The sequence below is a fragment of the Streptomyces lothianensis genome (assembly GCF_047779955.1).
Classification (GTDB): Bacteria; Actinomycetota; Actinomycetes; order Streptomycetales; family Streptomycetaceae; genus Streptomyces.
The window spans coordinates 32,693-55,014 of the sequence record NZ_JBLMKT010000076.1 but is presented as its reverse complement, the minus strand read 5'-3'; the positions used below and the strand labels follow the sequence as shown (position 1 = coordinate 55,014).

Genomic DNA, 22,322 nt, shown 5'->3' with positions numbered 1-22,322 from the left:
CCGCCCCCGGGCAGTCGCCCGCGGTCCCGGCCCAGCCGCCGGCGCCCGCGCAGGCGCCGGCCGTGGGGCAGCCCGCCGCGCCCGTGCAGCCACCTGCCCCGGGTGCGGCTGCGAGTGCTGTTCCGCCGGCTCCTGCGGGTGCGCCGCCCGCATCCGCCGAGGCCGGTTCCGGCCCGGCTCCGGGCGCCTCCACGCCGGGCCAGGTCACCCCCGTACAGCAGGACGTGCCCTCGGCGTCCGCGGCGGCGACTCCCGCCGCGCCGCAGCCGAGCGCCGGTGAGCCCGCGGCCCAGCAGCACACCCCGCCGCCGCAGCAGCCTGCCGCACAGCAGCACACGCCGCCGCCCGGCCAGTCCGCCGCACAGCAGCACACCCCGCCCCCGACCCCGGCCGCCGCCGGTCACCCGCAGACCGCGCCCGCCACCCAGGTGCAGGGCCCGGGGACCCCGCCGCCCGGATTCGGGCCGTCGCCGTACGACACGGCGGCGCTCCAGCAGCCCGCGCCGGGCGGCTACGGTGCTCACCCCGCGCCCGGCCCGCAGGGCGGCGGCCACCCCATGCACCAGCAGCCGGCGGCCGCGCACGGGAGTCAGCCCGCGGCGCCGCGGAAGCGGAAGAAGGGCCGCACCCTCCTCGCCGTGGCCATCGCCGCCCTCGTCTTCGGCGCCGGGGGAGCCGTGGGCACGTATGTGCTGCTCAAGGAGGACCCCAAGGGCGAGCAGGACCAGCAGGCGGGTGGCGGGCAGTCCACGCCGTCCGGTGAAGATCAGGACCCGGCCACGGACGATCCGGCGAACGATGATCCGGCCACCGGGGAACCCGGCGAGGAACCCACCGGCGGGGCGAGCCCCAGTGCGGACGACGGCACGGGCACCGGTGTCGTGCAGGACCCGGAGCCGCAGATCTACAAGGGCATCGACCTGGTCAGCGGCTATCGCCTCAGCCTTGCCGACAAGCCGGTCAAGCCGGCCGACGGGGACACCGAAGGCCGGCAGGACATCGTCTTCGACGGCTATGGCGACTTCCAGCTCGAGACGAGCCGCAAGAACAAGTACATCCTGCTCACCGATGCCCAGGAACCCACGCTTGAGACGTGCAGGTCGGAGACCCGGTACACCTCGACGATCAACCTCAGCAACGTGGCGAGGGGCAGCCACATCTGCCTGCTGACCACGGCCGGGCACATCGGTCTGATCAAGTACAACGGGCGGGCTCCGGAATCCGATCAGAGCAACTACGTCAAGCTCGATGTGACGGTCTGGCGGAACGCCATGGCGGCCGACCCCGAAGGGTGACACCGAGACCCGGGAGTGACACCGAGACCCGGCAGTGACACCGAGACCCGGGAGCACCGCCCGCGCCGCGCGGGTGGCGCTCCCGGTCAGTGCATCTGGACGATCTGGATCAGATTGCCGCAGGTGTCGTCGAGGACCGCCGCGGTGACGTTCCCCATCTCGACCGGCTCCTGGACGAAGCGCACCCCGAGCTCGCGCAGCTTCTCGAACTCGGCGCGCACATCGTCGACCTGGAACTGCGCGGCCGGGATCCCGTCCGCGACCAGGGCGTTCTTGTACGGGCGGACGGCGGGGTGGTCGCTCGGTTCGAGCAGCAGCTCGGTGCCCTCGGGGGCCTCCGGCGAGACGACGGTGAGCCAGCGGGCGTTGCCCAGCGGGATGTCGTGCTTCTTCCGGAAGCCCAGCTTGTCGACGTAGAAGTGCTCGGCCTCGGCCTGGTCGTCGACGAAGACGCTGGTGATGTGGATCCTCATGGGTGTTCTCCGGTGCGATCGTGCTCGGCGGGCTGATGCCGGGGACGCGGACGCGATACGCCCCACCTCGCAGTCTCGCGCGCCCGGGCCCGGATGCACGTCAGGGGCACGTGACCGGCGAGCCCGGCCGCGTACCCCCGAAGACGTGACAGGAGAGGTTCAGTTCCCGCCGGTGTTGGCGAGGGCGACGGAGAGCTCGGCGGCCACCTGCTGCAGGATCGGCACGATCCTGTCGGTGGCGGCCTCGGTCACCCGGCCCGCGGGACCGGAGATGGAGATGGCCGCGGCGGTGGGGGAGTCCGGCACCGGGACGGCGAGGCAGCGGACCCCGATCTCCTGCTCGTTGTCGTCCACCGCGTAACCCGTACGGCGGACGTCCTCCAGCGCGTCGAGGAAGCCCTCGGGCGTGGTGATGGTCTTCTCCGTGGCGGCCGGCATCCCGGTGCGCGCGAGCAGCGCCCGTACGTCCTCGGCCGGCGTGTGCGCGAGCAGCGCCTTGCCCACGCCCGTGGAGTGCGGCAGGACGCGGCGGCCGACTTCGGTGAACATGCGCATCGAGTGCTTGGAGGGCACCTGCGCCACGTACACGATCTCGTCGCCGTCGAGCAGCGCCATGTTCGCGGTCTCGCCGGTCTCCTCGACGAGGCGCGCGAGATAGGGGCGCGCCCAGGTGCCGAGCAGCCGCGAGGCGGATTCGCCCAGGCGGATCAGACGGGGGCCGAGCGAGTACCTGCGGTTGGGCTGCTGCCGGACATAGCCGCAGGCCACCAGGGTGCGCATCAGGCGGTGGATGGTCGGAAGGGGCAGTCCGCTGGTGGCGGAGAGCTCGCTGAGGCCGACCTCACCGCCCGCGTCCGCCATCCGCTCGAGCAGATCGAAGGCGCGCTCGAGGGACTGGACACCGCCAGTCGGGGCGGCGGCCTTGGAGTCGGTGGTGCTGGCGCTGGACGTCGGCACGGCGCGGTCCTTTCGTGCGGGCAGGAAAGTGCAGCTTAGCGCCGGTGTGCCGGGCATCGCCCGGCGCCTCCGGTGCGAGAGTGGCCGCTAGGTGGCTGTTTGTCCGGCTGCGGGCGATGCCTTCCCACAATCGGGCCCGGTATCGATTGTGCCTTGATCCATTCTGTAGTATGAAATTCGGTTTCCGCTCTATGGAAACCTCCAATCCGGCTTCGGGTGTCCCGCGGTTCCGCCGGGAGGGGGTTGACGGGCCGCCACGCCGGGGTGAGACTCCGTTCAACAGACCGTTGAATTTCCGTACTGCGGAAGAGCGGTGGAAGATCCGGCGCGCGCTCCACGGAGCGGAAGATCCGGATGCAGGCTCTACGGAAGCGAGGGTGAGGGTGTCCGACGTGGAACTGGTGGTGCGCTCGACCAGGGTGGTCACGCCTGAGGGAACGAAGGCCGCATCGGTCACCGTCTCCGGTGGAAAGATCGTCGCCGTCGAGGCCCACGAGGCCGAGGTGCCCGCCGGCGCCCGCCTGGAGGACTTCGGGGACCATGTCGTCCTGCCCGGCATCGTCGACACCCACGTCCACGTGAACGACCCCGGCCGTACCGAGTGGGAGGGCTTCTGGACCGCCACCCGCGCGGCCGCGGCCGGTGGCATCACGACGCTCGTGGACATGCCGCTCAACTCCCTGCCGCCGACCACCACGGTCGCGGGCCTCCGTACGAAGCAGGAAGTCGCCGCCGCCAAGGCGCACATCGACATCGGCTTCTGGGGCGGCGCGCTCCCGGACAACGTCAAGGACCTCCGGCCCCTGCACGACGCCGGCGTCTACGGCTTCAAGTGCTTCCTCTCCCCCTCCGGAGTCGACGAGTTCCCGCACCTGAACGGTGAGCAGCTCGCCGCCTCCATGGGCGAGATCGCCGGCTTCGGTGCTGATGGGGGCTTGCTCATCGTGCACGCCGAGGACCCGGCCGAACTCGACGCGGCCCCGAGCCTCAGCGGCCCGAAGTACGGCGACTACCTGCAGACCCGGCCCCGCGTCAGTGAGGACGTGGCGATCCAGGGGCTGATCGACACCGCCAAGCGCCTCGGCGCCCGTATCCACATCCTGCACCTGTCCTCCGCCGACGCCCTGCCGCTCATCGCCGCCGCCAAGGCCGAGGGCGTACGGCTCACCGTCGAGACCTGCCCGCACTACCTCACGCTCACCGCCGAGGAAGTCCCCGACGGTGCCAGCGAGTTCAAGTGCTGCCCGCCGATCCGCGAAGGCGCCAACCAGGACCTCCTGTGGCAGGCCCTCGCCGACGGCACCATCGACTGCATCGTCACCGACCACTCGCCGTCCACCGCCGACCTCAAGACGGACGACTTCGCCACCGCATGGGGCGGGATCTCCGGTCTCCAGCTCAGCCTCGCGGCCGTCTGGACCGAGGCGAAGAAGCGCGGCCACAGCCTCGACGACGTGGTGCGCTGGATGTCCGCGCGCACCTCCGCCCTGGTCGGTCTCGGCCAGAAGGGCGCCATCGAGGCCGGCCGCGACGCCGACTTCGCGATCCTCGCCCCGGAGGAGAGCTTCACCGTCGACGCGGCCCGGCTGCAGCACCGCAACAAGGTCACTGCGTACGCGGGCAAGACCCTCAGCGGTGTCGTCAAGTCGACTTGGCTGCGCGGCGAGCGCATCTACGCGGACGGCGCGTTCACCGAGCCCGCCGGCCGCCTTCTCGAAAGGAACAACTGACACCGTGGCGTCAACCCCTGCATCGATCCCTTCGTTCACCGGCAACGCGAACCCGTACGGCGGCGGCGACCCCTGGGCCGACTACCGCAGCGCGGACCTGCCGTTCACGCATCACGCCAACCTCGCCGACCGCACCCTCGGCGCCGGTGTCATCGCCGCCAACGACGAGTTCTTCGCCCAGCGCGAGAACCTCCTGGTGCCCGAGGCCCCCGAGTTCGACCCCGAGCACTTCGGCCACAAGGGCAAGGTCATGGACGGCTGGGAGACTCGCCGCCGCCGCGGTGTCTCGGCCGAACAGCCCTGGCCGACCGCCGAGGACCACGACTGGGCGCTCGTCCGCCTCGGCGCCCCCGGCGTGATCCGCGGCATCGTCGTGGACACCGCCCACTTCCGCGGCAACATGCCGCAGGCCGTCTCCATCGAGGCCGTCAACTGGGAGGGCTCCCTCGCGCCCACCCCCGACGAGCTCCTCGCCGAAGGCGTCAAGTGGACGACCATCGTCCCCCGTACGGCCGTCGGCGGCCACGCGGCCAACGGCTTCGAGGTCACCACCGAGCAGCGCTTCACGCACCTGCGCGTCAACCAGCACCCCGACGGCGGTATCGCCCGGCTGCGGGTGTACGGCGAGGTCGTCCCCGACCCGAAGTGGCTCGCCGCCCTCGGCTCCTTCGACGTGGTCGCCCTGGAGAACGGCGGGCAGGTGCTCGACGCCTCCAACCGCTTCTACTCCTCGCCCGTCAACACCATCAACCCGGGCCGCTCCCGCAAGATGGACGACGGCTGGGAGACGGCCCGCCGCCGCGACAACGGCAACGACTGGATCAACTACCAGCTCGTCGCCGAGTCCTCGATCCGCGCGATCGAGATCGACACCGCCTACCTCAAGGGCAACTCGGCCGGCTGGGCCTCGCTGTCCGTCCGCGCCTCCGACGACGCCGAATGGCAGGAGTTCCTGCCCCGCACCCGCCTGCAGCCCGACACCAACCACCGCTTCGTCCTCGACGCCCCGGTGGTCGGCTCGCAGGTCCGCATCGACATCTACCCCGACGGCGGCTTCTCCCGCCTGCGCCTCTTCGGTTCGCTGACCACGGACGGCGAGGCGGAACTTGCGGCCCGCCACCAGGAGCTGGGCGGCTGAGCCCCCCTCCTGAGCGGACCTGAGGCCTGAGGCGCACCGGGTGGACAGCCCCGGTGCGCCTCAGACTCATCCCACGGCTGCCGCCGGTCACCAGGGCCGCCCTGCCGGTCATGACTGTTCCGGGCAGGCGCTCCGTGGCGCGACCGGTTCGTCGCTGCCCGATGTGTGAGACCGCCCTACCCCCGGTGATCACGCGCGGATACGGTGAGGGCACTCAGGTGCGAGCCGCAGAAGTCTCCACACCGCACGCCGTGTTGGAGGCCCGTACGTGTCAACGCTCACCGCACCCGCCGTGCGTGCGCCCCGCCCCGCCTGGCTCACCGATCTGCCCGTACTGCTCGTCGCGGCCGTCTGGGGTGCGAGCTATCTCGCCGCCAAGGGCGTCACGACCTCGCACACCGTCATCGCGGTCCTCGTCCTGCGCTTCGCCCTCGTCCTGCCGGCGCTCGTCGCCGTGGGACGGCGGCGGCTGCGTGCGCTGCGGCCCGCGCAGTGGCGTGGAGCGGGAGTGCTCGGGCTGATCCTCGGGGGAATCTTCCTCCTGGAGACATACGGGGTCGTGCACACCTCCGCGACCAACGCGGGCCTCATCATCAGCCTCACGATGATCTTCACGCCGCTCGCCGAATCGGCTCTGCTGCGTCGCGCGCCCTCCCGCGGCTTCCTCGCGGCCGCCGCCCTCTCCCTCCTCGGCGTCGTCCTGCTCACCCAGGGCGGCGGCCTCACCGCGCCCTCACCGGGCGACCTCCTGATCCTGCTCGCCGCCCTGGCCCGCACGGTGCACGTCCTCGCCATGGCCCGGATCAGGGCCGTCCAGGACGCCGACTCCCTCTCCCTGACCACCGTTCAACTCGGCACGGCGGTCCTCCTCTTCGCCCTCCTCGCCGCCGCGGGCACGGGCGACGCGCCCTGGTCGACGGCCGCCGGCTTCGGGCCGCGCGCATGGGCAGGCCTGCTCTTCCTCTCGGTCTTCTGCACACTCTTCGCGTTCTTCGTCCAGATGTGGGCTGTCCGCAGGAGCTCCCCGTCCCGCGTCAGCCTGCTGCTCGGCACGGAGCCGCTGTGGGCGGCAGTGGCCGGCATCACGCTGGGCGGCGAACACCTGGGCCTGCCCGGCCTCGTGGGCGCCGCGCTCGTCCTGGTGGGCACGGCGTGGGGACGGCGGGCGGCGTGAGCCGGCCCGGGGGCTCGCGCGGCCGCTCCGAGTGGCTCAGCCCGAGGGCGACACAAGCCCCGTCTCGTACGCGATGATCACCAGCTGGACGCGGTCGCGCGCCCCCAGCTTCGTGAGGAGCCGCGACACATGTGCCTTCGCGGTGGCCGTGCTGATGAACAGGTCCGTGGCGATCTCGGCGTTGGACAGGCCGCGGCCGACCAGCGTCAGCACCTCGCGTTCGCGCTCCGTGATCTGCGTCAGCTCCCGCTTCGGGCGCCGCTGTTCGGGACGCGCGGCGAACTCCGCGATCAGCCGGCCCGTGACACTCGGCGCGATCAGGCCGTCGCCGCCCGCGACCACCCGGACCGCGCCGAGGATCGCGTCCAGCTCCATGTCCTTGACCAGGAACCCGGACGCCCCGGCCCGCAGGGAACCGTAGACGTACTCGTCGTCGTCGAACGTCGTCAGCATCAGGACCCGGGTACGGGGATGCGCGGCGGTGATGCGGCCCGTCGCCTCGATGCCGTCCATGCCGGGCATCCGGATGTCCATGACCACCACATCGGGCAGCACCTCCGCGGCCAGCCGCACCGCCTCCGCCCCCGTGCCCGCCTCGCCCACGACCTCGATGTCCGGCGCGTCCGCGATGAGCACGCGCAGACCACTGCGGACCAGAGGCTGGTCGTCGGCGAGGACGACGCGTACGACGGTCATGGTTGCTCCATCACGGGCGCGACTTCGTCGGGGACAGGCAGGCTCGCCCGGACCTGGAAGCCGCCGCCGGAGAGGGGTGCCGCGGTGAAGGTGCCGCGGAGCAGGGCGGTCCGCTCCCGCATCCCCGGGATGCCGTATCCCGCGCCCGTGACCGGGCGGTCCGAGCCGCGGCGGCCCTCGTCGGTGATGCCCAGGACGACTTCCTCCGGCCGGAAGTCCACGGTCACCGCGCACTCGTTCACCCCGGCATGACGCACGACATTGGTGAGTGACTCCTGGACGATGCGGTACGCCGCGAGGTCCACCTCGGGCGGGAGCGGGCGGCGCGGGCCGAGAACGTGCACCGTGACGCGCACGCCCGCGTCCCGAGTCGCCGACACCAGCGCGTCCAGATCTGCCAGGCCCGGCGCCGGGTCCAACGGCGCCTCCTGCGGCTCCGGTTCGGACCGGCGCAGTGCGCCCAGCATCCGCCGCAGCCCCGCCAGCGTCTCCCTGCTGGTCGTCTCGATCGCCCCCAGCGCCTTGCGCGCCTCGTCCGGCTGGGTCTCGATGACCCGTCGGCCCACCCCCGCCTGGATCGCGATGATCCCGATGCTGTGCGCCACCATGTCGTGCAGCTCACGGGCGATCCGCAGCCGCTCGGCCGTCACGGCCCGGGCGGCGGCCTGTTCGCGCAGCATGCGGGCGTGCTTGCTGCGCTCGGCGAGCGAGTAGCCGATCAGCCAGGCCGTGGCGAGGGCGAGGACGAGCGTGAGGATCGTGCTCACCGTGTTGTCCGAGCCCGAGCGGTGGTACGGGACCGCCGCGACCTGGGTGGCCAGGGCGAGCACCCCGGCGGCGACGGCCTCACGCCGGGAGCGGGTCGCGGCGATGAACCCCACCACGAGGTCGGTGTACAGCGCCTGCAGATAGGTGACCTGCCACGCCTGCCGGGAGGCGAACGGCCAGGCGGCCTGATCCCTGGCCAGCATCGTCGCCGCGAACGAGGCGAGCAGGAGCAGCAGGAGCGCGGGGAGCGGGCGGCGCAGCAGCAGCGGCACGACGAGGGCCGCCAGCAGCGCCGACGGCACAAGTCGTACGCCGGTGAGCTCGGGTTCGTGGAGGACGGCGAGGGTGAGCAGTGCGGGGTAGATGAGGGCCGCACACCAGGCCGCCGCCGTCAGGACCAGGGCCCGCCGGGACCGTACGACACCAATGTGCGACGAAGCGACGCTGCTCATGCGGTGGCGGTGGCGGTGGCGGTGGCGGTTGTGGTGGCGGTGGCGGTGGAAGTGACAGCGGTGGGCAGGACTGCGCTCATGCGGTGGCCGGGGACGGGGCGGTGCTCATGGCGCGATCATAGGCAGGCGGTCGGGGCCCGGACATCAGCCCACGGGCTTACACCCGTGGGCGAGTGAGGCCTCGTCGAATGTCATCCGAGGCTTGATGTTCCACCAGCCCGCGCGGGCGATCGTGGACAGCGTGATCGAAGTCAGCGAACTCACCAAGCGCTACGGGGACACCACCGCCGTGCGCGACCTGTCCTTCACCGTCCGCCCGGGCCACGTCACCGGCTTCCTGGGCCCCAACGGAGCCGGCAAGACCACCACCCTGCGCCTGTTGCTCGGCCTCAACACCCCTTCCGCAGGCACCGCCACCATCGACGGCCGTCCCTTCGCCGAGCGCCCCCGCGGCCTGCGGTACGTCGGCGCTCTGCTCGACGCCCAGGACACACACGGCGGCCGCACCGCCCGCGCCCACCTCGGGGCGCTCGCCGCGAGCAACGGCATCGCGCGCGCCCGCGTCGGGGAAGTGCTGGCCGAGGTCGGCCTCGCCGAGGTCGCGGGCCGGCGGATCGGCGGCTTCTCGCTCGGCATGAAACAGCGGCTCGGCATCGCCGGTGCCCTGCTCGGCGATCTGCCTGTACTCGTCTTCGACGAGCCGCTCAACGGGCTCGATCCGGAGGGCGTGCAATGGCTGCGCGCTCTGCTGCGCCGCCTGGCGGGCGAAGGCAGGACCGTCTTCGTGTCGAGCCACCAGATGTCCGAGATGGAGCTGTGCGCCGAGCAGTTGATCGTGATCGGCCGCGGCGAACTGATCGCGGCGGAGAGCCTGGCCGAGTTCGCGGCCAGGGGCACGAGCCGGGGCGTACGGGTGAAGGCGCGCGATCCGGAGCGGCTGGCCTGCGCCCTGCGCGCCGAAGGCGGCGGGGTCGTGCGCGGGGAGCAGAGACCGGGGGAGCGGGGACCGGGGGAGCGGGGACCGGGGGAGCAGAGACCGGGGGAGGAGGTGCTGACCGTGACCGGGCTCGATTCCGAGCGGATAGGCGAGCTGGCCCTGCGCGAGGGCATCGTTCTCGGGGAGCTCACCCCGCTGGACGCCTCCCTGGAGCAGGCCTTCATGGAACTGACCGCCACCAGCGTCGACTACCTCGCGGGAGACTCCCGATGACCACCGCCGTCCCCGAACGGGCAGACCGTGCCGCCCCGCCGCTCCGCACCCCCCGATCCGCCGCCCGATTCCGCCACCTGCTCACCGCGGAGTGGATCAAACTCCGGTCGCTCCGCTCCACCCACTGGGTCCTGGGCGCGGGAGCCCTGACCGTCATCGGCATCAACGTGAACTCCGCGCAGACCAATGCCGACCGGCTCGCCGACCCGCCGCCACGGCCTGCCGGCGCACCGGACCCCGACCCTGCCTTCGCCTTCGACGCGATGCACACCGCGTTCCTCGACCCGGCCTGGCAGGTCTTCATGGTCGTGGCGTGCAGCATCGGTGCGATAGCCGTCTTCGGCGAGTACACCAGCGGATTGATCCGCACCACGCTCACGGCCGTGCCGGACCGGCGCTCCGTGGTCCTCGCCAAGGCCGCCGTGGTGACAGGCGTGTTGACCGTGCTCGGCACCGTGACCGCGACCGTCACGTTCCTCATCACCCAGGCCCTGCTGCGCGAGCACGGGGGAGTGTCCCTTGCCGACCCGGGAGCCCTGCGGGCCGTCGCGGGGTCGGCGCTCCTCGCACCTCTGTGCGCACTGGTCGGCATGGCCATCGGCGCGGTCATACGGCATGCCGCCGGCGCGGTGGTCGGCGCGATCCTGACCCTGCTGCTCCTGCCGGTGCTCTTCCGGGGCGAGACCTATCGCTGGGTCGCCGAGATCGGCAATGCGATGCCGCTGGAGGCCTGGGAGACCCTGAGCGGCAACCGCTTCGGCGGCGGGAAGTATCCGGTGAGCGTCACCGAGGCGTGGACCGTTTACGGGGCGTGGGCCGTGGGCGCGCTCGTGGTCGCCGTCACTGCGGTGCGGCGGAGGGATGTGTGAGGAGGCAGGTCCGCGCTTGGGCTCGCCCGCTCGGCCCACGGGGACGCAGCCGATTCTCCTGCCGGGGCGATCCATCGGGCCATGCCATCGGGCCGAAGGTAGCCACCTGCGCGACTTTGGTCTACGGCAGCCGTCACGGGGCCGCGACGGCGCCGATACCTGCGTAGATTGATCAACTGTGAGCCGGAGAAAAGACAGGCAGCAGACACCGCGGAAGCTCCCCGACGAGCCCGCCACGGGGCCTGCCATGCCGCCTACGGAGCGCCCGGCCGTGGGGCCGGCCGCCCGGTCCGGTGAGGAGGGCTTCGGCAGTGCGTACCCCTGGCCCAGCCTGCTGCCCGCGGCCGTCGCCGATGAGTTCGACCCGGAGCGCGCCGCACGCCGGGGTGGTCGCACGCGGCGGACTGCGCGGGATTGGACCGTCGATCTCCTCTGCTTCCTTGTCGCCGTCGCCATCGGCATGGTCGGCGCGGACACCGCCGTCAGAAACCCCAACGTCTCCGAGAACGCCGCACATCTCGATGTGCTGGTCGGCGTCGCGGCCTGCGCCGCGGTCTGGCTGCGCCGCCGCTGGCCGGTAGGCCTGGCCGTCGCGATGATCCCGGTGAGTATCGTCTCGGACACCGCGGGCGGCGCCGCCGCGGTCGCGCTGTTCACGCTTGCGGTGCACCGGCCGTTCCGCTATGTGGCCTGGATCGGCGGTCTGTCGATCGTGCTGGCTCCGGCCGTCTATCTGCTGCGGCCCGATCCGGACATCCCGTATGGCATGGCCGTCGCGCTCTCCGTGATGCTGGGTCTCACCGTCATCGCGCTCGGCATGTTCGTCCGCTCCCGCCGTCAGCTGCTGCTCTCGCTGCGCGACCGCGCGCTGCGGGCCGAGACCGAGGCCGCGCTGCGCGCCGAGCAGGCGCAGCGCCTGGCCCGCGAGGGCATCGCCCGCGAGATGCACGATGTGCTCGCCCACCGGCTGACCCTGCTCAGCGTGCATGCGGGCGCCCTGGAGTTCCGTCCCGACGCACCGCAGGCGGAGGTCGCCCGGGCTGCCGGGGTCATCAGGGACAGTGCTCACGAGGCACTGCAGGATCTGCGCGAGATCATCGGTGTGCTGCGTGCCGGGGAGGCCGCCGAGGAATCCGGCCGTCCCCAGCCCACCCTGGCCGCGCTCGGACAGCTCGTCACCGAATCACGCCGCGCCGGGATGAGCATCCGCCTCGACGACCGCATCGACGATCCGCATGCGGTCCCCGGGGCGACCGGCCGCAATGCCTACCGCATCGCTCAGGAGGCCCTGACCAACGCCCGCAAGCACGCCCCGGGCGCCGAGGTCACCCTGCGGATCACGGGCGCGCCCGGCGAGGGCCTCACCCTCGACATCCGCAACTCCGCGCCGCCCGGGGACGTGCCACCGGTCCCCGGTTCGGGGCAGGGCCTCATCGGCCTCACGGAACGCGCCGGCCTCACCGGCGGCCGCCTCGTCCACGGCAAGGAGGCGGACGGCGGGTTCCGCGTCCACGCGTGGCTGCCGTGGCAGGAGCGGTAGGCCGTCCCGCATCCGTCCGGATCCGTCCGCGTCCGTCCGAATCCGTCCTTGTCCGCCCGCCCCCGCGGCCGTCACCTCAGCCGCCCGCGCCCTCCGCGCCGCCACCTCCACCCGCGTCGCCTGCGTCACCAGCGTCGCCTGCGTCGCCCGCGCCGAACGCGGCCGCGAGATAGGGCGGCTCGTAGCGCGACCGGGGCGCTGTCACATACAGCTCGGACGTGAACAATCGCCCCTGCGCGTACAGCATCTCGACCTTGTCGGAGACGAAATGCCGCTGCACCGCGGCGGCCTCGGAGTCCGACGGCACACTCAAGTACACCGTCTCCTCGAACGACCGCCCATCGAGCTTGATCACCTGCCCGGGCAGGCTGTGCGTCGGCAGCCGGTACGCGAGCAGGTCCCGGCCGTCCATCCGCAGGATCCGCAGCTCGGTCCTGCCCCCGGAGTCGGCCCGCTGGCCGGTCGCCTTCCCGGTCGCGAGGTCGTAGGAGACGATCTCGTTCGCCGACTCCGACTCGCCCGTGTCCGTACGGGGCCGGGTCGCCAGATACAGCCGGTCGTTGCCGACGGCGGCCCCATGGCAGTGGACGTGCGAGAGCACCGAGCAGACCCGAGGGAACCGCTCCGGATCGATCGCGACCTTGCTGCGCAGGGTGCCCTTGCGCCGGTCGATCGAGAAGAAGTCGCTGACCCGGCCCTGCATCGTGCCCGCGACGACCAGCGGATCGGAGGACACGATTTCCGCGAATTCGAGGCCGCGCGGCAGGTCGTACGCGGAGCGGGGTCTGCCCCCGGCGTCGAGTACCTGCACCCGCGCCCTCGAGTTTTCCGCCCGGCCGCAGTTCTGCAGCGCCACCAGGTCCTCGCCGCCGCCGTACGCCATGTCGTAGCAGGTCTCGGTCGGCTTCGGCTCCCACTTGAGCTCGCCGCCGGCGAGTTCGAAGGCCGCGCCGCCCTCGTCCCCGGCGACCGCCACTTTCCCGGCGCCGACGGCGACCTGACGGAAGACGATCTTGGTGCCGGAGCGCTGCACGCTGCTCCGCCACAGCAGCAGTCCGCCGTCGAGGTCGATCACGGCGATCTCCGTGCACGGCCTGTTCCTGCCGTCCCCGCCGGGCATCCCGTCCTGGAACAGGATCCCGGTGCGCCCCTCGTCCACCTCACGGGTGTAGTCGCAGACCTGGCCGCCGAGGGCGATCTCCCATACCTGGCGGCCGCTGCCGAGGTCGTAGCCGACCACGCTGTCGATGCCGCTCTTCACATACGTCTCGTCGGTCACCCAGGCACCGGGGGCGCTGAACTGCTGGTTCTTGCCGACCTTGGGATCGGCCACGTGGAACAGCTCTCCGGCCTCGGTCTTGGCGGGCCTCTCCTCCGTGCCGGGTCCGTCGAACCGCGCCTGAGGCTGCTCGGCCTCGCCCGGCGTGCCCTTGTCACCTCCGGCCGTCATGAACCAGATCCCGCCGCCCGCGAGCAGCGCGAACGCGACGACGGCGGTGATGATCCAGCGCAGGCGGCCGCCGGGTGGGCGGCGGGCCGGGCCGACCGTCGTGGTCGCCGGCGGAGGCGCGGACGGGAACGGCGGCGGAGTCACCGGCGGGCCGAACCCGGGCCGCGGGGGAGGCGGAGTGGGCGCGCTCATCACTTGCCTCCGTAGGACATCAGCCGAACCTGCTCGTTCGCGTCGTCACCCTCGAGCAGGGTGTCCGTCAGGAAGAAGCGGCCGTCGCGATAGGCGATCTGGCCCGCCATCGCCTCGTACTCCAGCGGCTGAGCCGTCCTGCCGAACCGCATCAGGGTCTTGGGCCTGCCGCCCTTCGGGCCGATCCGCACGAGCCGTCCGGGCTCGGTGTGGTTCGCCTTCACATACGCGATGACCGAGGAGCCTTCGGCCGTGACCGGCACGTACTCCCGCTTGCCCTCGGGCGCCGAGGCCCATTTGACCTTGCCGCTGTCGAGGTCGAAGGCGACGATCCGGGTGGGGCCGACGGATGTGGGCTCGGGTGCCTTCGTGGTCATGTAGAAGGTGTCCTTGCCGACCGCGCCACCCGCGCAGTTCTGTGTGCCGCGCCCCGAGTCACCGGCGCCCGCGCAGACCTCGAACTCGTGCTGTGCGGTGTCGAGGGCCGAGCGCAGTTTCCCGTTGGGCTTCAGGGCGATCACCGACCAGGTGAACTGGTCGTCGGACTTGTGGACGGAGACCACCAGCGGGTGCACGGAGTACACCTTGCCGAACCTCCACGGCATGGTCTTCTTCGTCTTCTTGTCCTTGAGCCGGTAACGCCACCTGACCTTTCCGGACCGGGGATCGATCTCCTTGATCTGGCCGTGGGCGGCGCCCCCGACGTTGCACCGGTCGAGGACCAGGAGCTTCCCGCCGCCCGCGACATCGCTGGGATAGCAGCCGCCCGTCTTCTCCTTGCCGAGGTCGAACAGCGGCTTCCCGTCGGAGACCCGGTAGGCGTCGGCACTCATGTCGCGGCCCACCGCCACCGTGTTCCCGGTGATCGCCAGATGGATGATGATCGTGCTGCCGCCGGAGCCCTTCTCCGCCAGCTTCTTGCGCCAGCCGCCCGTTCCCTGCTTCAGATCGATCATCTGCAGGTGGTTGCAGGTGCCCTTCTTCCTGCCGGGATCACGGTACGCGACGACCACCTTGCCGTCCGGCGTGGGATTCACCGGGGTGTCACAGACCTCGGCGGGCAACGGAATGCTCCAGGCCTCGGAACCGTCGGCGACCTTGTACGCGGTCACCTCCCGGTACAGGGCCTGGACCACCAGGTCCCCGCTGAACCACAGGTCGTGGACGAGCGTGTTGCCGCCGGGCAGATCCTGCTCGCTCTTCGCGTACCAGGCCTTCGCCTCGCCCTTTTCCAGCCCGGCGTTGATGTCCTTCGGCAGCGGAACGCCCTTCGGCTTCGCGTCCGGTGAGGCCGACGGGGACGGCTTCTTCGAGCCGCTCGCCACGGGAGGCGGCCCCTCGGCGCCGCCACCGTCACCGCGCATCGCGTACACCCCCGAGCCGATGAGCAGCAGCGCGGCGAGCACCGTGGCGGCCACGGCCGTCGTCCGGCGCTCCCAGCGTGGCAGCCGCGCGGACCAGGGCCGCTTGGGCGGGGCGTTGCTGTGCGAGAACTGCGACAGCGGCTGTGTGCCCGGGCGGCGCTGCGGCGGCGCCTCCGGCGGCCGGCTCATGGATGACTCGTCCCCCACGTGTTCAACTCCCCGTACCCGGACGGATTTTCTGCGAGAGGCCTCCGGGACTCCTCTCGACCGAGCTCAGAGTAGCGATCTTCGACAGGGCCGGGTGTGGTGTTCACCACCGGATAGCGTGGGCTTCATGAACGTGATCCGCCTCCTTCTCGTCGACGACGATCCGCTGGTCCGAGCCGGGCTCTCCTTCATGCTCGGCGGCAGCGAGGACATCGAGATCGTGGGGGAGGCGGCGGACGGTGCCGAGGTGCCCGCGCTCGTGGACCGCACCGATCCCGATGTGGTCCTGATGGACATCCGGATGCCGCAGATCGACGGCCTCACCGCCACCGAGCAGCTGCGTTCGCGCGACGAAGCCCCCGAGGTCGTGGTGCTCACCACGTTCCACGCGGACGAGCAGGTGCTGCGGGCGCTGCGCGCGGGCGCCGCAGGCTTCGTTCTGAAGGACACCCCGCCCGCCGAGATCGTGGCGGCGGTACGCCGGGTCGCGGCAGGGGAGCCGGTGCTCTCCCCGGCCGTCACACGTCAGCTGATCGCGCGGGCGGCGGGCCCGGAGACGTACGGCGGCCGGCGCGAGAAGGCGCGGCGGAGGATCGGCGAGCTCGCCGAGCGGGAGCGGGAGGTCGCCGTCGCCGTCGGTCGGGGCAGGTCGAATGCGGAGATCGCCGGGGAGCTCTTCCTGAGCGTGCCCACGGTGAAGGCCCATGTCAGCCGGATCCTCACCAAACTCGAACTGAACAACCGCGTCCAGATCGCCCTCCTCGCCCATGACGCGGGCCTTGTGGAGGACTGAGCCCCCGCCGAACCCGGCCGTTCGAGGACCGCCGGGGTGCGCAAGGCCGAGCGGACCGTCAGGATCGGCCCATGGGGACTCAACCGCGCATCGTGGAGCGCGCCGAACAGCCGTTCCTCGGCGTCCGGGGCCGCGTCACCTGGTCCGCCTTCGGCCTGATCGCCGACCGGCTGCCCGAGATCGTCGGGCTGCTCGCCGAACGCGGCATCGCGCCGGCCGACGGCCCGTTCTTCAAATACGAGCTGATCAACCCCTCGGACCCGGAGCAGGAACTGCACGTCGTGGCCGGCGTCCCGGTGCACGAACGGGTCCGCCTCCCGCACAGCGACGTGTTCTACGGAACCCTCCCGGCCGGCCGCTATGCCACCGTCCAGCACACCGGCCACCCGGACCGGCTTCTCACCGTGGCCGCCACCCTGCTGAAGTGGGGCCATGCCAAGGGCCTGAAATGGGACATGGTGCGCACCGAGGAGGGCGAGGTCTGGGGCTGCCGCCTGGAGACCTACCACACCGACCCGCGCCTGGAGCCCGACCTGGAGAAGTGGCAGATGGAGCTGTCGCTGCGCCTCGCCGACCAGTGAGGTGACACCGCCCAACCGGCCCTGCTCCTGGTCGGGTTAGCCTCGACGTGCATTGACCTCGGGGCCGGGCTGTGGAGAGGAACGTCACTCATGACGGAGTTCGTCGATCTGGGCGCGTACGGCGAGCAGTTCACCGAGAATCCCTACCCCGTCTACGCGGAGCTGCGCAGCCGCGGCCCCGCCCACTTCGTCAAGCTGGCGCCGCCGGCCGAGGAGGCGTACGCCTGGCTGATCGTCGGCCATGAGGAGGCGCGGGCAGCGCTCGGCGACCCGCGGCTCGCGAAGGATCCCCGGGTGGTCGATGCCAGCCGGCTGGACGGCGACCTCATCGGCACGAACCTCCTGCTGGCCGACCCGCCGCAGCACACCCGGCTGCGCAAGCTGGTGACGCGCGAGTTCACCGCCCGCCGCGTCGAAGCCCTCGCGCCGCGCGTGCAGGCCGTCACGGACGAGCTCCTCGACGCCATGGGGCCACGCGGACGTACGAACCTCATCGACGCCTTCGCCTTCCCGCTCCCGCTCACCGTGATCTGCGAGCTCCTGGGCGTGCCCGCCATGGACCGTGACGCCTTCCGCGCCATGTCCAACGAGGTGGTCGCCCCCACCGGAGCCGAGGCGGAAGCGGCCGCCATCGCTCAACTCGCCACGTATTTGAACGAGTTGATCGAAGACAAACGCGCCAGTGCCCCGGCCGACGACCTCCTGAGCGCCCTGATCCGCACCACGGCCGAGGACGGCGACAAGCTCTCCGCGGACGAACTGCGCGCCATGGTCTTCCTGCTCCTGATCGCCGGCCACGAGACCACCGTCAACCTCATCGGCAACGCGGTGCACGCCCTGCTCCGCCACCCCCGCCACCTGGAGGCGGTACGCGCCGATCCGGGCCGTCTCAACGCGGTGATCGAGGAGACACTGCGGTACGAGGGCCCCGTGGAGAACGCCACCTACCGCTTCACCACCGAACCGGTCACCTACGGCCAGGTCACCATCCCGGCCGGGCAGCCGGTCCTGGTCTCGCTCGCCGCCGCCGCACACGACCCCGCCCGCTTCCCGGACCCCGAGCGCTTCGACCCCGACCGATCCACCCAGGGGCATCTCGCCTTCGGCCACGGCATCCACTTCTGCCTCGGCGCACCCCTGGCGCGCCTCGAAGCCCGGATCGCCCTGCGCAGCCTCCTGGAGCGCTGTCCCGACCTCGCCCTCGACGGCGTGCCAGGACCCTGGCTGCCCGGAACGATCGTGCGGGGGGTGCGCGAACTCCCGGTGAAGTGGTGAAATGCGGCTCGCAGCCGATCACGGAAGGTGCAGCCCCATGCCGGAGTCCCACCGCATCCAGTTCGATCTCGCCACCGCCGAACAGGTCCTGGACGCCCAGCCGTTCAGCCGCCTCCTGAAGGCCCGGATCACCACCTTCGGCGAAGGCACGGCCGTGCTCGAACTCGACATACGCGAAGAACTGGAGCAGCAGAACGGGTTCCTGCACGGCGGGGTGCTCGCCTATGCCGCGGACAACTCGCTGACGTTCGCGGCCGGTTCGGCGCTCGGCCCGGTCGTGCTCACCGCGGGCTTCTCCATCCAGTACATCCGCCCCGCCCGCGGCCGTACCCTGCTCGCCCGCGCCGAGGTCGTGCACGCGGGCCGGCGCCAGGCGGTGGCCCGCTGCGATCTGCTCACCGTCGACGACGAGGGCACGGAGACGCTCTGCGCCGTCGCCCAGGGCACGGTCCTGAACACCGCCGGTTCCTGATGCAGCGCCAACTGGAGATCGCGGCCGAACTCACCGCCCGCCTCGGCGGCGGTGAGGGCTTCCACCATGTCCACTGGCGCTCCCAGATCGAACTCGCCCTCGACTGCTTCGTCTGCGAGCGCACCGCCCGCACCACCGTCCTGGAGCTCGGTGCGGAACGCGCCCTGTGCTCCGGCAGCACGAGCAGCGGCTTCCCCAGCCACTACACCGCCGCCCGGATCGCCGCGTACGACGTGACCTCGGGCGATGACCGGCTCACCCTCAACGCTGTCGTCAGCTTCTGGTGGGCGCCCTTCACGGACGCCCGCACCGGACTGCGCGGCGCCGCCCCGACGCTGCAGCCCTGGGTCCGCCTCCATCTGGGCTACAACTGCCCGGACGAGACCGCCACCGAGCCGCACCACTTCACCACCCAGACCAACGCCATCCGCCCGACCAGCCAGTCCTGCACCCACTGCGACCGGCCGGTGGCGACGAGTACCCGGACGCCGACGATACGGCTGCTCGACTGAAGCAGCCCGGACCTGACCGGTCCTGCCCCCGGCGCCCCGGGCCGCCCGGGCCGCGTACTTCAGCCGACCTCGCTCAGCCGCACCGGCCGCCCCTGCCTCCGGGAGATCTCGCACGCCTCCGCGACCCGCAGCGCGGCCAGCGCCTCCCGCCCGTCGCAGGGGTTCTCGCGCTCGCCGGTGATCACCGAGACGAAGGCCGCCAGCTCCGCCTCGTACGCGGCCGCGAACCGCTCCAGGAAGCCGGGCCACGGCTTCGACGCGGCCGGCGGCCCCTTCGGCTCGGTCGAGGCGATCGGCGTGCGGTCGTCGAGCCCGGCCGCCACCTGGTCGAGCTCACCGGCCAGCTCCATCCGTACGTCATATCCCGAGCCGTTGAGCCGGGTCGCCGTGGCCGTGGCGAGGACACCGTCCGACAGGGTGAGGACGGCCGCCGCCGTCGAGATGTCGTCCGCCTCGCGGAACATCGCCGGACCGGCGTCCGAGCCCGTCGCGTACACCGAGTCGACCTCGCACCCGGTCACCCAGCGCAGCATGTCGAAGTCGTGGATGAGGCAGTCGCGGTAGAGGCCGCCGGAGAGCGGCAGGTACTCGGGCGGCGGGGGAGCGGGATCGGAGGTGATCACCCGTACGGTGTGCAGCCGGCCGAGCCGGCCCGAGCGCACCGCCTCGCGGGCCACGGTGAAGCCCACGTCGAAGCGGCGCTGGAAGCCGATCTGCAGCACCGAACCGGCCGCCTCCACCTCCGCGAGCGCCGCGAGCGTACCGGGCAGATCCAGCGCGATCGGCTTCTCGCAGAACACCGGCAGACCGGCCCGCGCGGCCTGCTCGATCAGCGGCGCGTGCGCCGAGGTCGCGGCCGTGATCACCAGCGCGTCCACGCCCCAGGTGAAGACCTCGCGTACCCCCGGAGCGGCCGTCTCGCCGAGCCGCTGGGCGAGCCGGGTGGCGCGCGCCGCGTCCGCGTCGGCGATCAGGAGGGAGCCCACATCACGGTGGCGGCTGAGCACGCCGGCGTGGAACGAGCCGATCCGGCCGGCTCCGATGAGTCCGATACGCATGGCTCAAAAGTGGCAGGCCCACCAGGTCCTGTCCATCGCTTGTCAGGACAATCGGACCTCACCACTTCCTGCCGACCCGACGCGCGACTACGCTCGCCCCGTGTCCAGGCAAGCAGTGCACGGCAAAAACACTGCGGGGAACACTGCGGGGAACACAGCGGCGGGTACGGCCGCGAGCAGCCCGGGGAGCGCCGCGCTGCCGCTCGCCGTCGACCGCACCAGTCCGGTCCCGCTGTACCACCAGCTGTCCCGGCAGCTGGAGGAGGCCATCGAGACCGGCCTGCTCGCCCCGGGCAGCCTGCTCGGCAACGAGATCGACCTCGCCTCGCGCCTGGGCCTGTCCCGGCCCACGGTGCGCCAGGCCATCCAGTCGCTCGTGGACAAGGGGCTGATCGTGCGCCGGCGCGGCGTCGGCACACAGGTCGTGCACAACCAGTTCAAGCGCCCCCTGGAACTCTCCAGCCTCTTCGACGACTTGGAGACCGCGGGCCGGCGCCCCGCCACCCACGTCCTGCACAACGCGGTGGAACCCGCGTCCGCCGAGGCCGCCGCCCTGCTGGGGCTCGCCGAAGGCGCGCAGGTGCACCGCATCGAGCGGCTGCGGCTCGCGCACGACGAGCCCGTGGCGTATCTGCGCAATGAGCTGCCCACCGGGCTGCTCGCGCTGGAGACCGCCGACCTGGAGGCCACCGGCCTCTACCGGCTGCTGCGGGGCGCGAACATCACCCTGCACAGTGCACGCCAGGCCATCGGCGCCCGCGCGGCCACCGCCGAGGAGGCCGCCCGCCTCGGCGAGGCCGAGGGCGCGCCCGTGCTGACGATGAAGCGCACCACGTTCGACGACATGGGCCGCGCGGTCGAGTACGGCTCCCATCTCTACCGGGCCGCGCGCTACTCGTTCGAGTTCCAGCTCCTCGTACGGCCTGCGTAGCGAAGTCCGAATGTTCCGACAAATTCACGGGAGGCGGGTCTCGATGCGTAGACGCCGCACCGCAGCAGGCATGGCCGCCGTCGCGGCGGCCGCCCTGGTCGTCGCGGGCTGCAGCAGCTCCGGCGGCAAGGAGTCCGAGGACAAGCCGGAGGGGAACGGCGGGGGCAAGGCCTCCGGGCCGAAGCTGACGATCGGCATGGTCACCCATGCCGGCAAGGGCGACGCCTTCTGGGACATCGTGCAGAAGGGCGCGAAGGCGGCCGCGGCCAAGGACAACGTCGACTTCCTGTACGCGAGCGACGACCAGGCCAAGGAACAGGCCTCGCTCGTCCAGTCGTACATCGACAAGAAGGTCGACGGGCTCATCGTCACGCTCGCCAAGCCGGAGGCGATGAAGGACGTGCTCGGCAAGGCGAAGGCCGCGGGCATCCCCGTGATCACCGTCAACTCGGGCGGCCGGTTCTCGAAGGAGTACGGCGCGCTCAATCACGTAGGCCAGGACGAGTCCGTGGCGGGCGAGGCCGTCGGCGCCCAACTGCAGGCGCAGGGACGCAAGAAGGCCCTCTGCGTGATCCACGAGCAGGGCAACATCTCGCTCGAAGAACGCTGCGCGGGCGTCAGGAAGGCCTTCGGCGGCGAGACCGAGAACATCAACGTGCCCGGTACGGACATGCCGCAGACCCAGTCGCAGATCGCGGCGAAACTGCAGGCCACGCAGGACATCGACGCGATCGTCACACTGAACGCGGGGATCGCCGAGGCCGCGATCAGGGCGAAGGGGGACTCCGGGAGCAAGGCGCAGGTATCCACGTTCGACCTGAACGAGGCCGTCACCGAGCAGCTGAAGGCCAAGGAGATCACCTTCGCGGTGGACCAGCAGCCCTATCTGCAGGGCTACCTCGCCGTGGAAGGCCTGTGGCTGTACAAGAACAACCTCAACGTGATCGGCGGTGGCCAACAGGTCCTCACCGGTCCCGCGATCGTCACCGAGGAGGACGTCCCCCAGCTCGAGAAGCTGACCAGGAACGGCACGCGGTGACGAGCCCGACCCTCGCCGTGCCCGGCCGCTCGACCGTTTGGCCGAGCGGCCGCCCGGTACCTGACCGGCGCCCTCGAAGACCGGTCGGTAATACTGGGGCGTTCGCGCCCGCACACGCGGTCGCGGCGCACCGGGCAAGGCAGCAA

20 protein-coding genes and 1 pseudogene are annotated in these 22,322 nt (G+C 71.7%); 14 read left to right on the top strand and 7 right to left on the bottom strand.

Annotation, left to right across the window (positions count from 1 at the left end; all coding sequences use genetic code 11):
- A pseudogene (locus ACLF6P_RS27450) lies at nt 1-1,295 on the top strand (hypothetical protein); the annotation flags it as partial.
- 86 nt (nt 1,296-1,381) lie between these two features.
- Here the strand turns inward: ACLF6P_RS27450 and ACLF6P_RS27445 are convergent.
- Together ACLF6P_RS27445 and ACLF6P_RS27440 are read right to left on the bottom strand one after the other, a co-directional pair.
- Complete coding sequence (locus ACLF6P_RS27445) at nt 1,382-1,768, bottom strand: VOC family protein (RefSeq protein ID WP_415953920.1); 387 nt, start codon at nt 1,766-1,768, stop codon at nt 1,382-1,384.
- Nucleotides 1,769-1,927: 159 nt separating this feature from the next.
- Nucleotides 1,928-2,725 (bottom strand): IclR family transcriptional regulator, encoded by a 798-nt coding sequence (locus ACLF6P_RS27440; RefSeq protein ID WP_415953919.1) that lies wholly within the window; start codon nt 2,723-2,725, stop codon nt 1,928-1,930.
- 383 nt (nt 2,726-3,108) lie between these two features.
- Between ACLF6P_RS27440 and allB the strand changes: the two genes are divergently transcribed.
- The 3 genes from allB (at nt 3,109) to ACLF6P_RS27425 (ending at nt 6,767) form a co-directional block, all read left to right on the top strand.
- Entirely contained in the window at nt 3,109-4,455 is a 1,347-nt protein-coding gene (gene allB / locus ACLF6P_RS27435; protein WP_415953917.1) for an allantoinase AllB, read from the top strand.
- A 4-nt stretch (nt 4,456-4,459) separates the two neighbouring features.
- Complete coding sequence (gene alc, locus ACLF6P_RS27430; RefSeq protein ID WP_415953915.1) at nt 4,460-5,593, top strand: allantoicase; 1,134 nt, start codon at nt 4,460-4,462, stop codon at nt 5,591-5,593.
- Between the two features lie 268 nt (nt 5,594-5,861).
- A complete protein-coding gene (locus tag ACLF6P_RS27425) occupies nt 5,862-6,767 on the top strand; it encodes a DMT family transporter (protein ID WP_415953913.1) in 906 nt (301 codons plus the stop codon).
- Between the two features lie 36 nt (nt 6,768-6,803).
- On the opposite strand, the gene ACLF6P_RS27420 is transcribed toward ACLF6P_RS27425, so the two are convergent.
- Together ACLF6P_RS27420 and ACLF6P_RS27415 are read right to left on the bottom strand one after the other, a co-directional pair.
- On the bottom strand, nt 6,804-7,463 hold the full coding sequence (locus ACLF6P_RS27420; RefSeq protein ID WP_415953912.1) for a response regulator: 660 nt from the start codon (nt 7,461-7,463) through the stop codon (nt 6,804-6,806).
- On the bottom strand, nt 7,460-8,683 hold the full coding sequence (locus ACLF6P_RS27415) for a sensor histidine kinase (RefSeq protein ID WP_415953911.1): 1,224 nt from the start codon (nt 8,681-8,683) through the stop codon (nt 7,460-7,462). Before ACLF6P_RS27415 ends, ACLF6P_RS27420 begins: the two co-directional genes overlap by 4 nt.
- A gap of 205 nt (nt 8,684-8,888) precedes the next feature.
- Here ACLF6P_RS27415 and ACLF6P_RS27410 point away from each other — a divergent pair, with 205 nt between their 5' ends.
- The 3 genes from ACLF6P_RS27410 to ACLF6P_RS27400 all read left to right on the top strand — a co-directional run bounded on the left by ACLF6P_RS27410 (nt 8,889) and on the right by ACLF6P_RS27400 (nt 12,302).
- Nucleotides 8,889-9,893: an ATP-binding cassette domain-containing protein gene (locus ACLF6P_RS27410; RefSeq protein ID WP_415953909.1), complete on the top strand. Its 1,005-nt coding sequence runs from the start codon at nt 8,889-8,891 to the stop codon at nt 9,891-9,893.
- Complete coding sequence (locus ACLF6P_RS27405; RefSeq protein WP_415953907.1) at nt 9,890-10,762, top strand: ABC transporter permease subunit; 873 nt, start codon at nt 9,890-9,892, stop codon at nt 10,760-10,762. The genes ACLF6P_RS27410 and ACLF6P_RS27405 overlap by 4 nt, the downstream gene beginning before the upstream one ends.
- A 271-nt stretch (nt 10,763-11,033) precedes the next feature.
- Nucleotides 11,034-12,302, top strand: a complete 1,269-nt coding sequence (locus ACLF6P_RS27400) for a sensor histidine kinase (RefSeq protein ID WP_415953905.1) — start codon at nt 11,034-11,036, stop codon at nt 12,300-12,302.
- 76 nt (nt 12,303-12,378) lie between these two features.
- Here the strand turns inward: ACLF6P_RS27400 and ACLF6P_RS27395 are convergent, their stop codons facing one another.
- On the bottom strand, nt 12,379-13,944 hold the full coding sequence (locus tag ACLF6P_RS27395) for an outer membrane protein assembly factor BamB family protein (RefSeq protein ID WP_415953903.1): 1,566 nt from the start codon (nt 13,942-13,944) through the stop codon (nt 12,379-12,381).
- Nucleotides 13,944-15,497, bottom strand: a complete 1,554-nt coding sequence (locus ACLF6P_RS27390) for an outer membrane protein assembly factor BamB family protein (protein WP_415953902.1) — start codon at nt 15,495-15,497, stop codon at nt 13,944-13,946. Before ACLF6P_RS27390 ends, ACLF6P_RS27395 begins: the two co-directional genes overlap by 1 nt.
- Before the next feature lie 145 nt (nt 15,498-15,642).
- On the opposite strand from ACLF6P_RS27390, the gene ACLF6P_RS27385 reads away from it, so the two are divergent.
- The 5 genes from ACLF6P_RS27385 (at nt 15,643) to ACLF6P_RS27365 (ending at nt 19,148) form a co-directional block, all read left to right on the top strand.
- Nucleotides 15,643-16,308 carry a response regulator gene (locus ACLF6P_RS27385; protein ID WP_415953901.1) on the top strand — a complete coding sequence of 222 codons (666 nt, stop codon included), beginning with the start codon at nt 15,643-15,645 and terminating at the stop codon, nt 16,306-16,308.
- Nucleotides 16,309-16,379: 71 nt separating this feature from the next.
- Nucleotides 16,380-16,889, top strand: coding sequence for a GyrI-like domain-containing protein (locus tag ACLF6P_RS27380; RefSeq protein WP_415953899.1), 510 nt, complete (start codon nt 16,380-16,382; stop codon nt 16,887-16,889).
- A 90-nt stretch (nt 16,890-16,979) separates the two neighbouring features.
- Nucleotides 16,980-18,164 carry a cytochrome P450 family protein gene (locus ACLF6P_RS27375; protein ID WP_415953898.1) on the top strand — a complete coding sequence of 395 codons (1,185 nt, stop codon included), beginning with the start codon at nt 16,980-16,982 and terminating at the stop codon, nt 18,162-18,164.
- Nucleotides 18,165-18,201: 37 nt separating this feature from the next.
- The gene (locus ACLF6P_RS27370; protein ID WP_415953896.1) at nt 18,202-18,636 is read left to right on the top strand and encodes a PaaI family thioesterase; all 435 of its coding nucleotides are present in this window, start codon (nt 18,202-18,204) and stop codon (nt 18,634-18,636) included.
- Nucleotides 18,636-19,148: a hypothetical protein gene (locus ACLF6P_RS27365; protein ID WP_415953894.1), complete on the top strand. Its 513-nt coding sequence runs from the start codon at nt 18,636-18,638 to the stop codon at nt 19,146-19,148. Before ACLF6P_RS27370 ends, ACLF6P_RS27365 begins: the two co-directional genes overlap by 1 nt.
- A 59-nt stretch (nt 19,149-19,207) precedes the next feature.
- On the opposite strand, the gene ACLF6P_RS27360 is transcribed toward ACLF6P_RS27365, so the two are convergent.
- Complete coding sequence (locus ACLF6P_RS27360) at nt 19,208-20,206, bottom strand: Gfo/Idh/MocA family protein (protein WP_415953892.1); 999 nt, start codon at nt 20,204-20,206, stop codon at nt 19,208-19,210.
- A 100-nt stretch (nt 20,207-20,306) separates the two neighbouring features.
- Between ACLF6P_RS27360 and ACLF6P_RS27355 the strand changes: the two genes are divergently transcribed.
- Both ACLF6P_RS27355 and ACLF6P_RS27350 read left to right on the top strand, forming a co-directional pair.
- On the top strand, nt 20,307-21,137 hold the full coding sequence (locus ACLF6P_RS27355; protein WP_415953890.1) for a GntR family transcriptional regulator: 831 nt from the start codon (nt 20,307-20,309) through the stop codon (nt 21,135-21,137).
- A gap of 43 nt (nt 21,138-21,180) precedes the next feature.
- The gene (locus ACLF6P_RS27350) at nt 21,181-22,176 is read left to right on the top strand and encodes a substrate-binding domain-containing protein (protein ID WP_415953889.1); all 996 of its coding nucleotides are present in this window, start codon (nt 21,181-21,183) and stop codon (nt 22,174-22,176) included.
- Nucleotides 22,177-22,322 lie beyond the last annotated feature (146 nt).

Coding starts and splice junctions, on each gene's coding strand:
- ACLF6P_RS27445 (WP_415953920.1), bottom strand. CDS start 1,768: ATGAGGATCCACATCACCAGCGTCTTCGTCGACGACCAGGCCGAGGCC.
- ACLF6P_RS27420 (WP_415953912.1), bottom strand. CDS start 7,463: ATGACCGTCGTACGCGTCGTCCTCGCCGACGACCAGCCTCTGGTCCGC.
- ACLF6P_RS27415 (WP_415953911.1), bottom strand. CDS start 8,683: ATGAGCAGCGTCGCTTCGTCGCACATTGGTGTCGTACGGTCCCGGCGG.
- ACLF6P_RS27410 (WP_415953909.1), top strand. CDS start 8,889: ATGTTCCACCAGCCCGCGCGGGCGATCGTGGACAGCGTGATCGAAGTC.
- ACLF6P_RS27405 (WP_415953907.1), top strand. CDS start 9,890: ATGACCACCGCCGTCCCCGAACGGGCAGACCGTGCCGCCCCGCCGCTC.
- ACLF6P_RS27395 (WP_415953903.1), bottom strand. CDS start 13,944: ATGAGCGCGCCCACTCCGCCTCCCCCGCGGCCCGGGTTCGGCCCGCCG.
- ACLF6P_RS27390 (WP_415953902.1), bottom strand. CDS start 15,497: ATGAGCCGGCCGCCGGAGGCGCCGCCGCAGCGCCGCCCGGGCACACAG.
- ACLF6P_RS27385 (WP_415953901.1), top strand. CDS start 15,643: ATGAACGTGATCCGCCTCCTTCTCGTCGACGACGATCCGCTGGTCCGA.
- ACLF6P_RS27380 (WP_415953899.1), top strand. CDS start 16,380: ATGGGGACTCAACCGCGCATCGTGGAGCGCGCCGAACAGCCGTTCCTC.
- ACLF6P_RS27375 (WP_415953898.1), top strand. CDS start 16,980: ATGACGGAGTTCGTCGATCTGGGCGCGTACGGCGAGCAGTTCACCGAG.
- ACLF6P_RS27370 (WP_415953896.1), top strand. CDS start 18,202: ATGCCGGAGTCCCACCGCATCCAGTTCGATCTCGCCACCGCCGAACAG.
- ACLF6P_RS27365 (WP_415953894.1), top strand. CDS start 18,636: ATGCAGCGCCAACTGGAGATCGCGGCCGAACTCACCGCCCGCCTCGGC.
- ACLF6P_RS27360 (WP_415953892.1), bottom strand. CDS start 20,206: ATGCGTATCGGACTCATCGGAGCCGGCCGGATCGGCTCGTTCCACGCC.
- ACLF6P_RS27350 (WP_415953889.1), top strand. CDS start 21,181: ATGCGTAGACGCCGCACCGCAGCAGGCATGGCCGCCGTCGCGGCGGCC.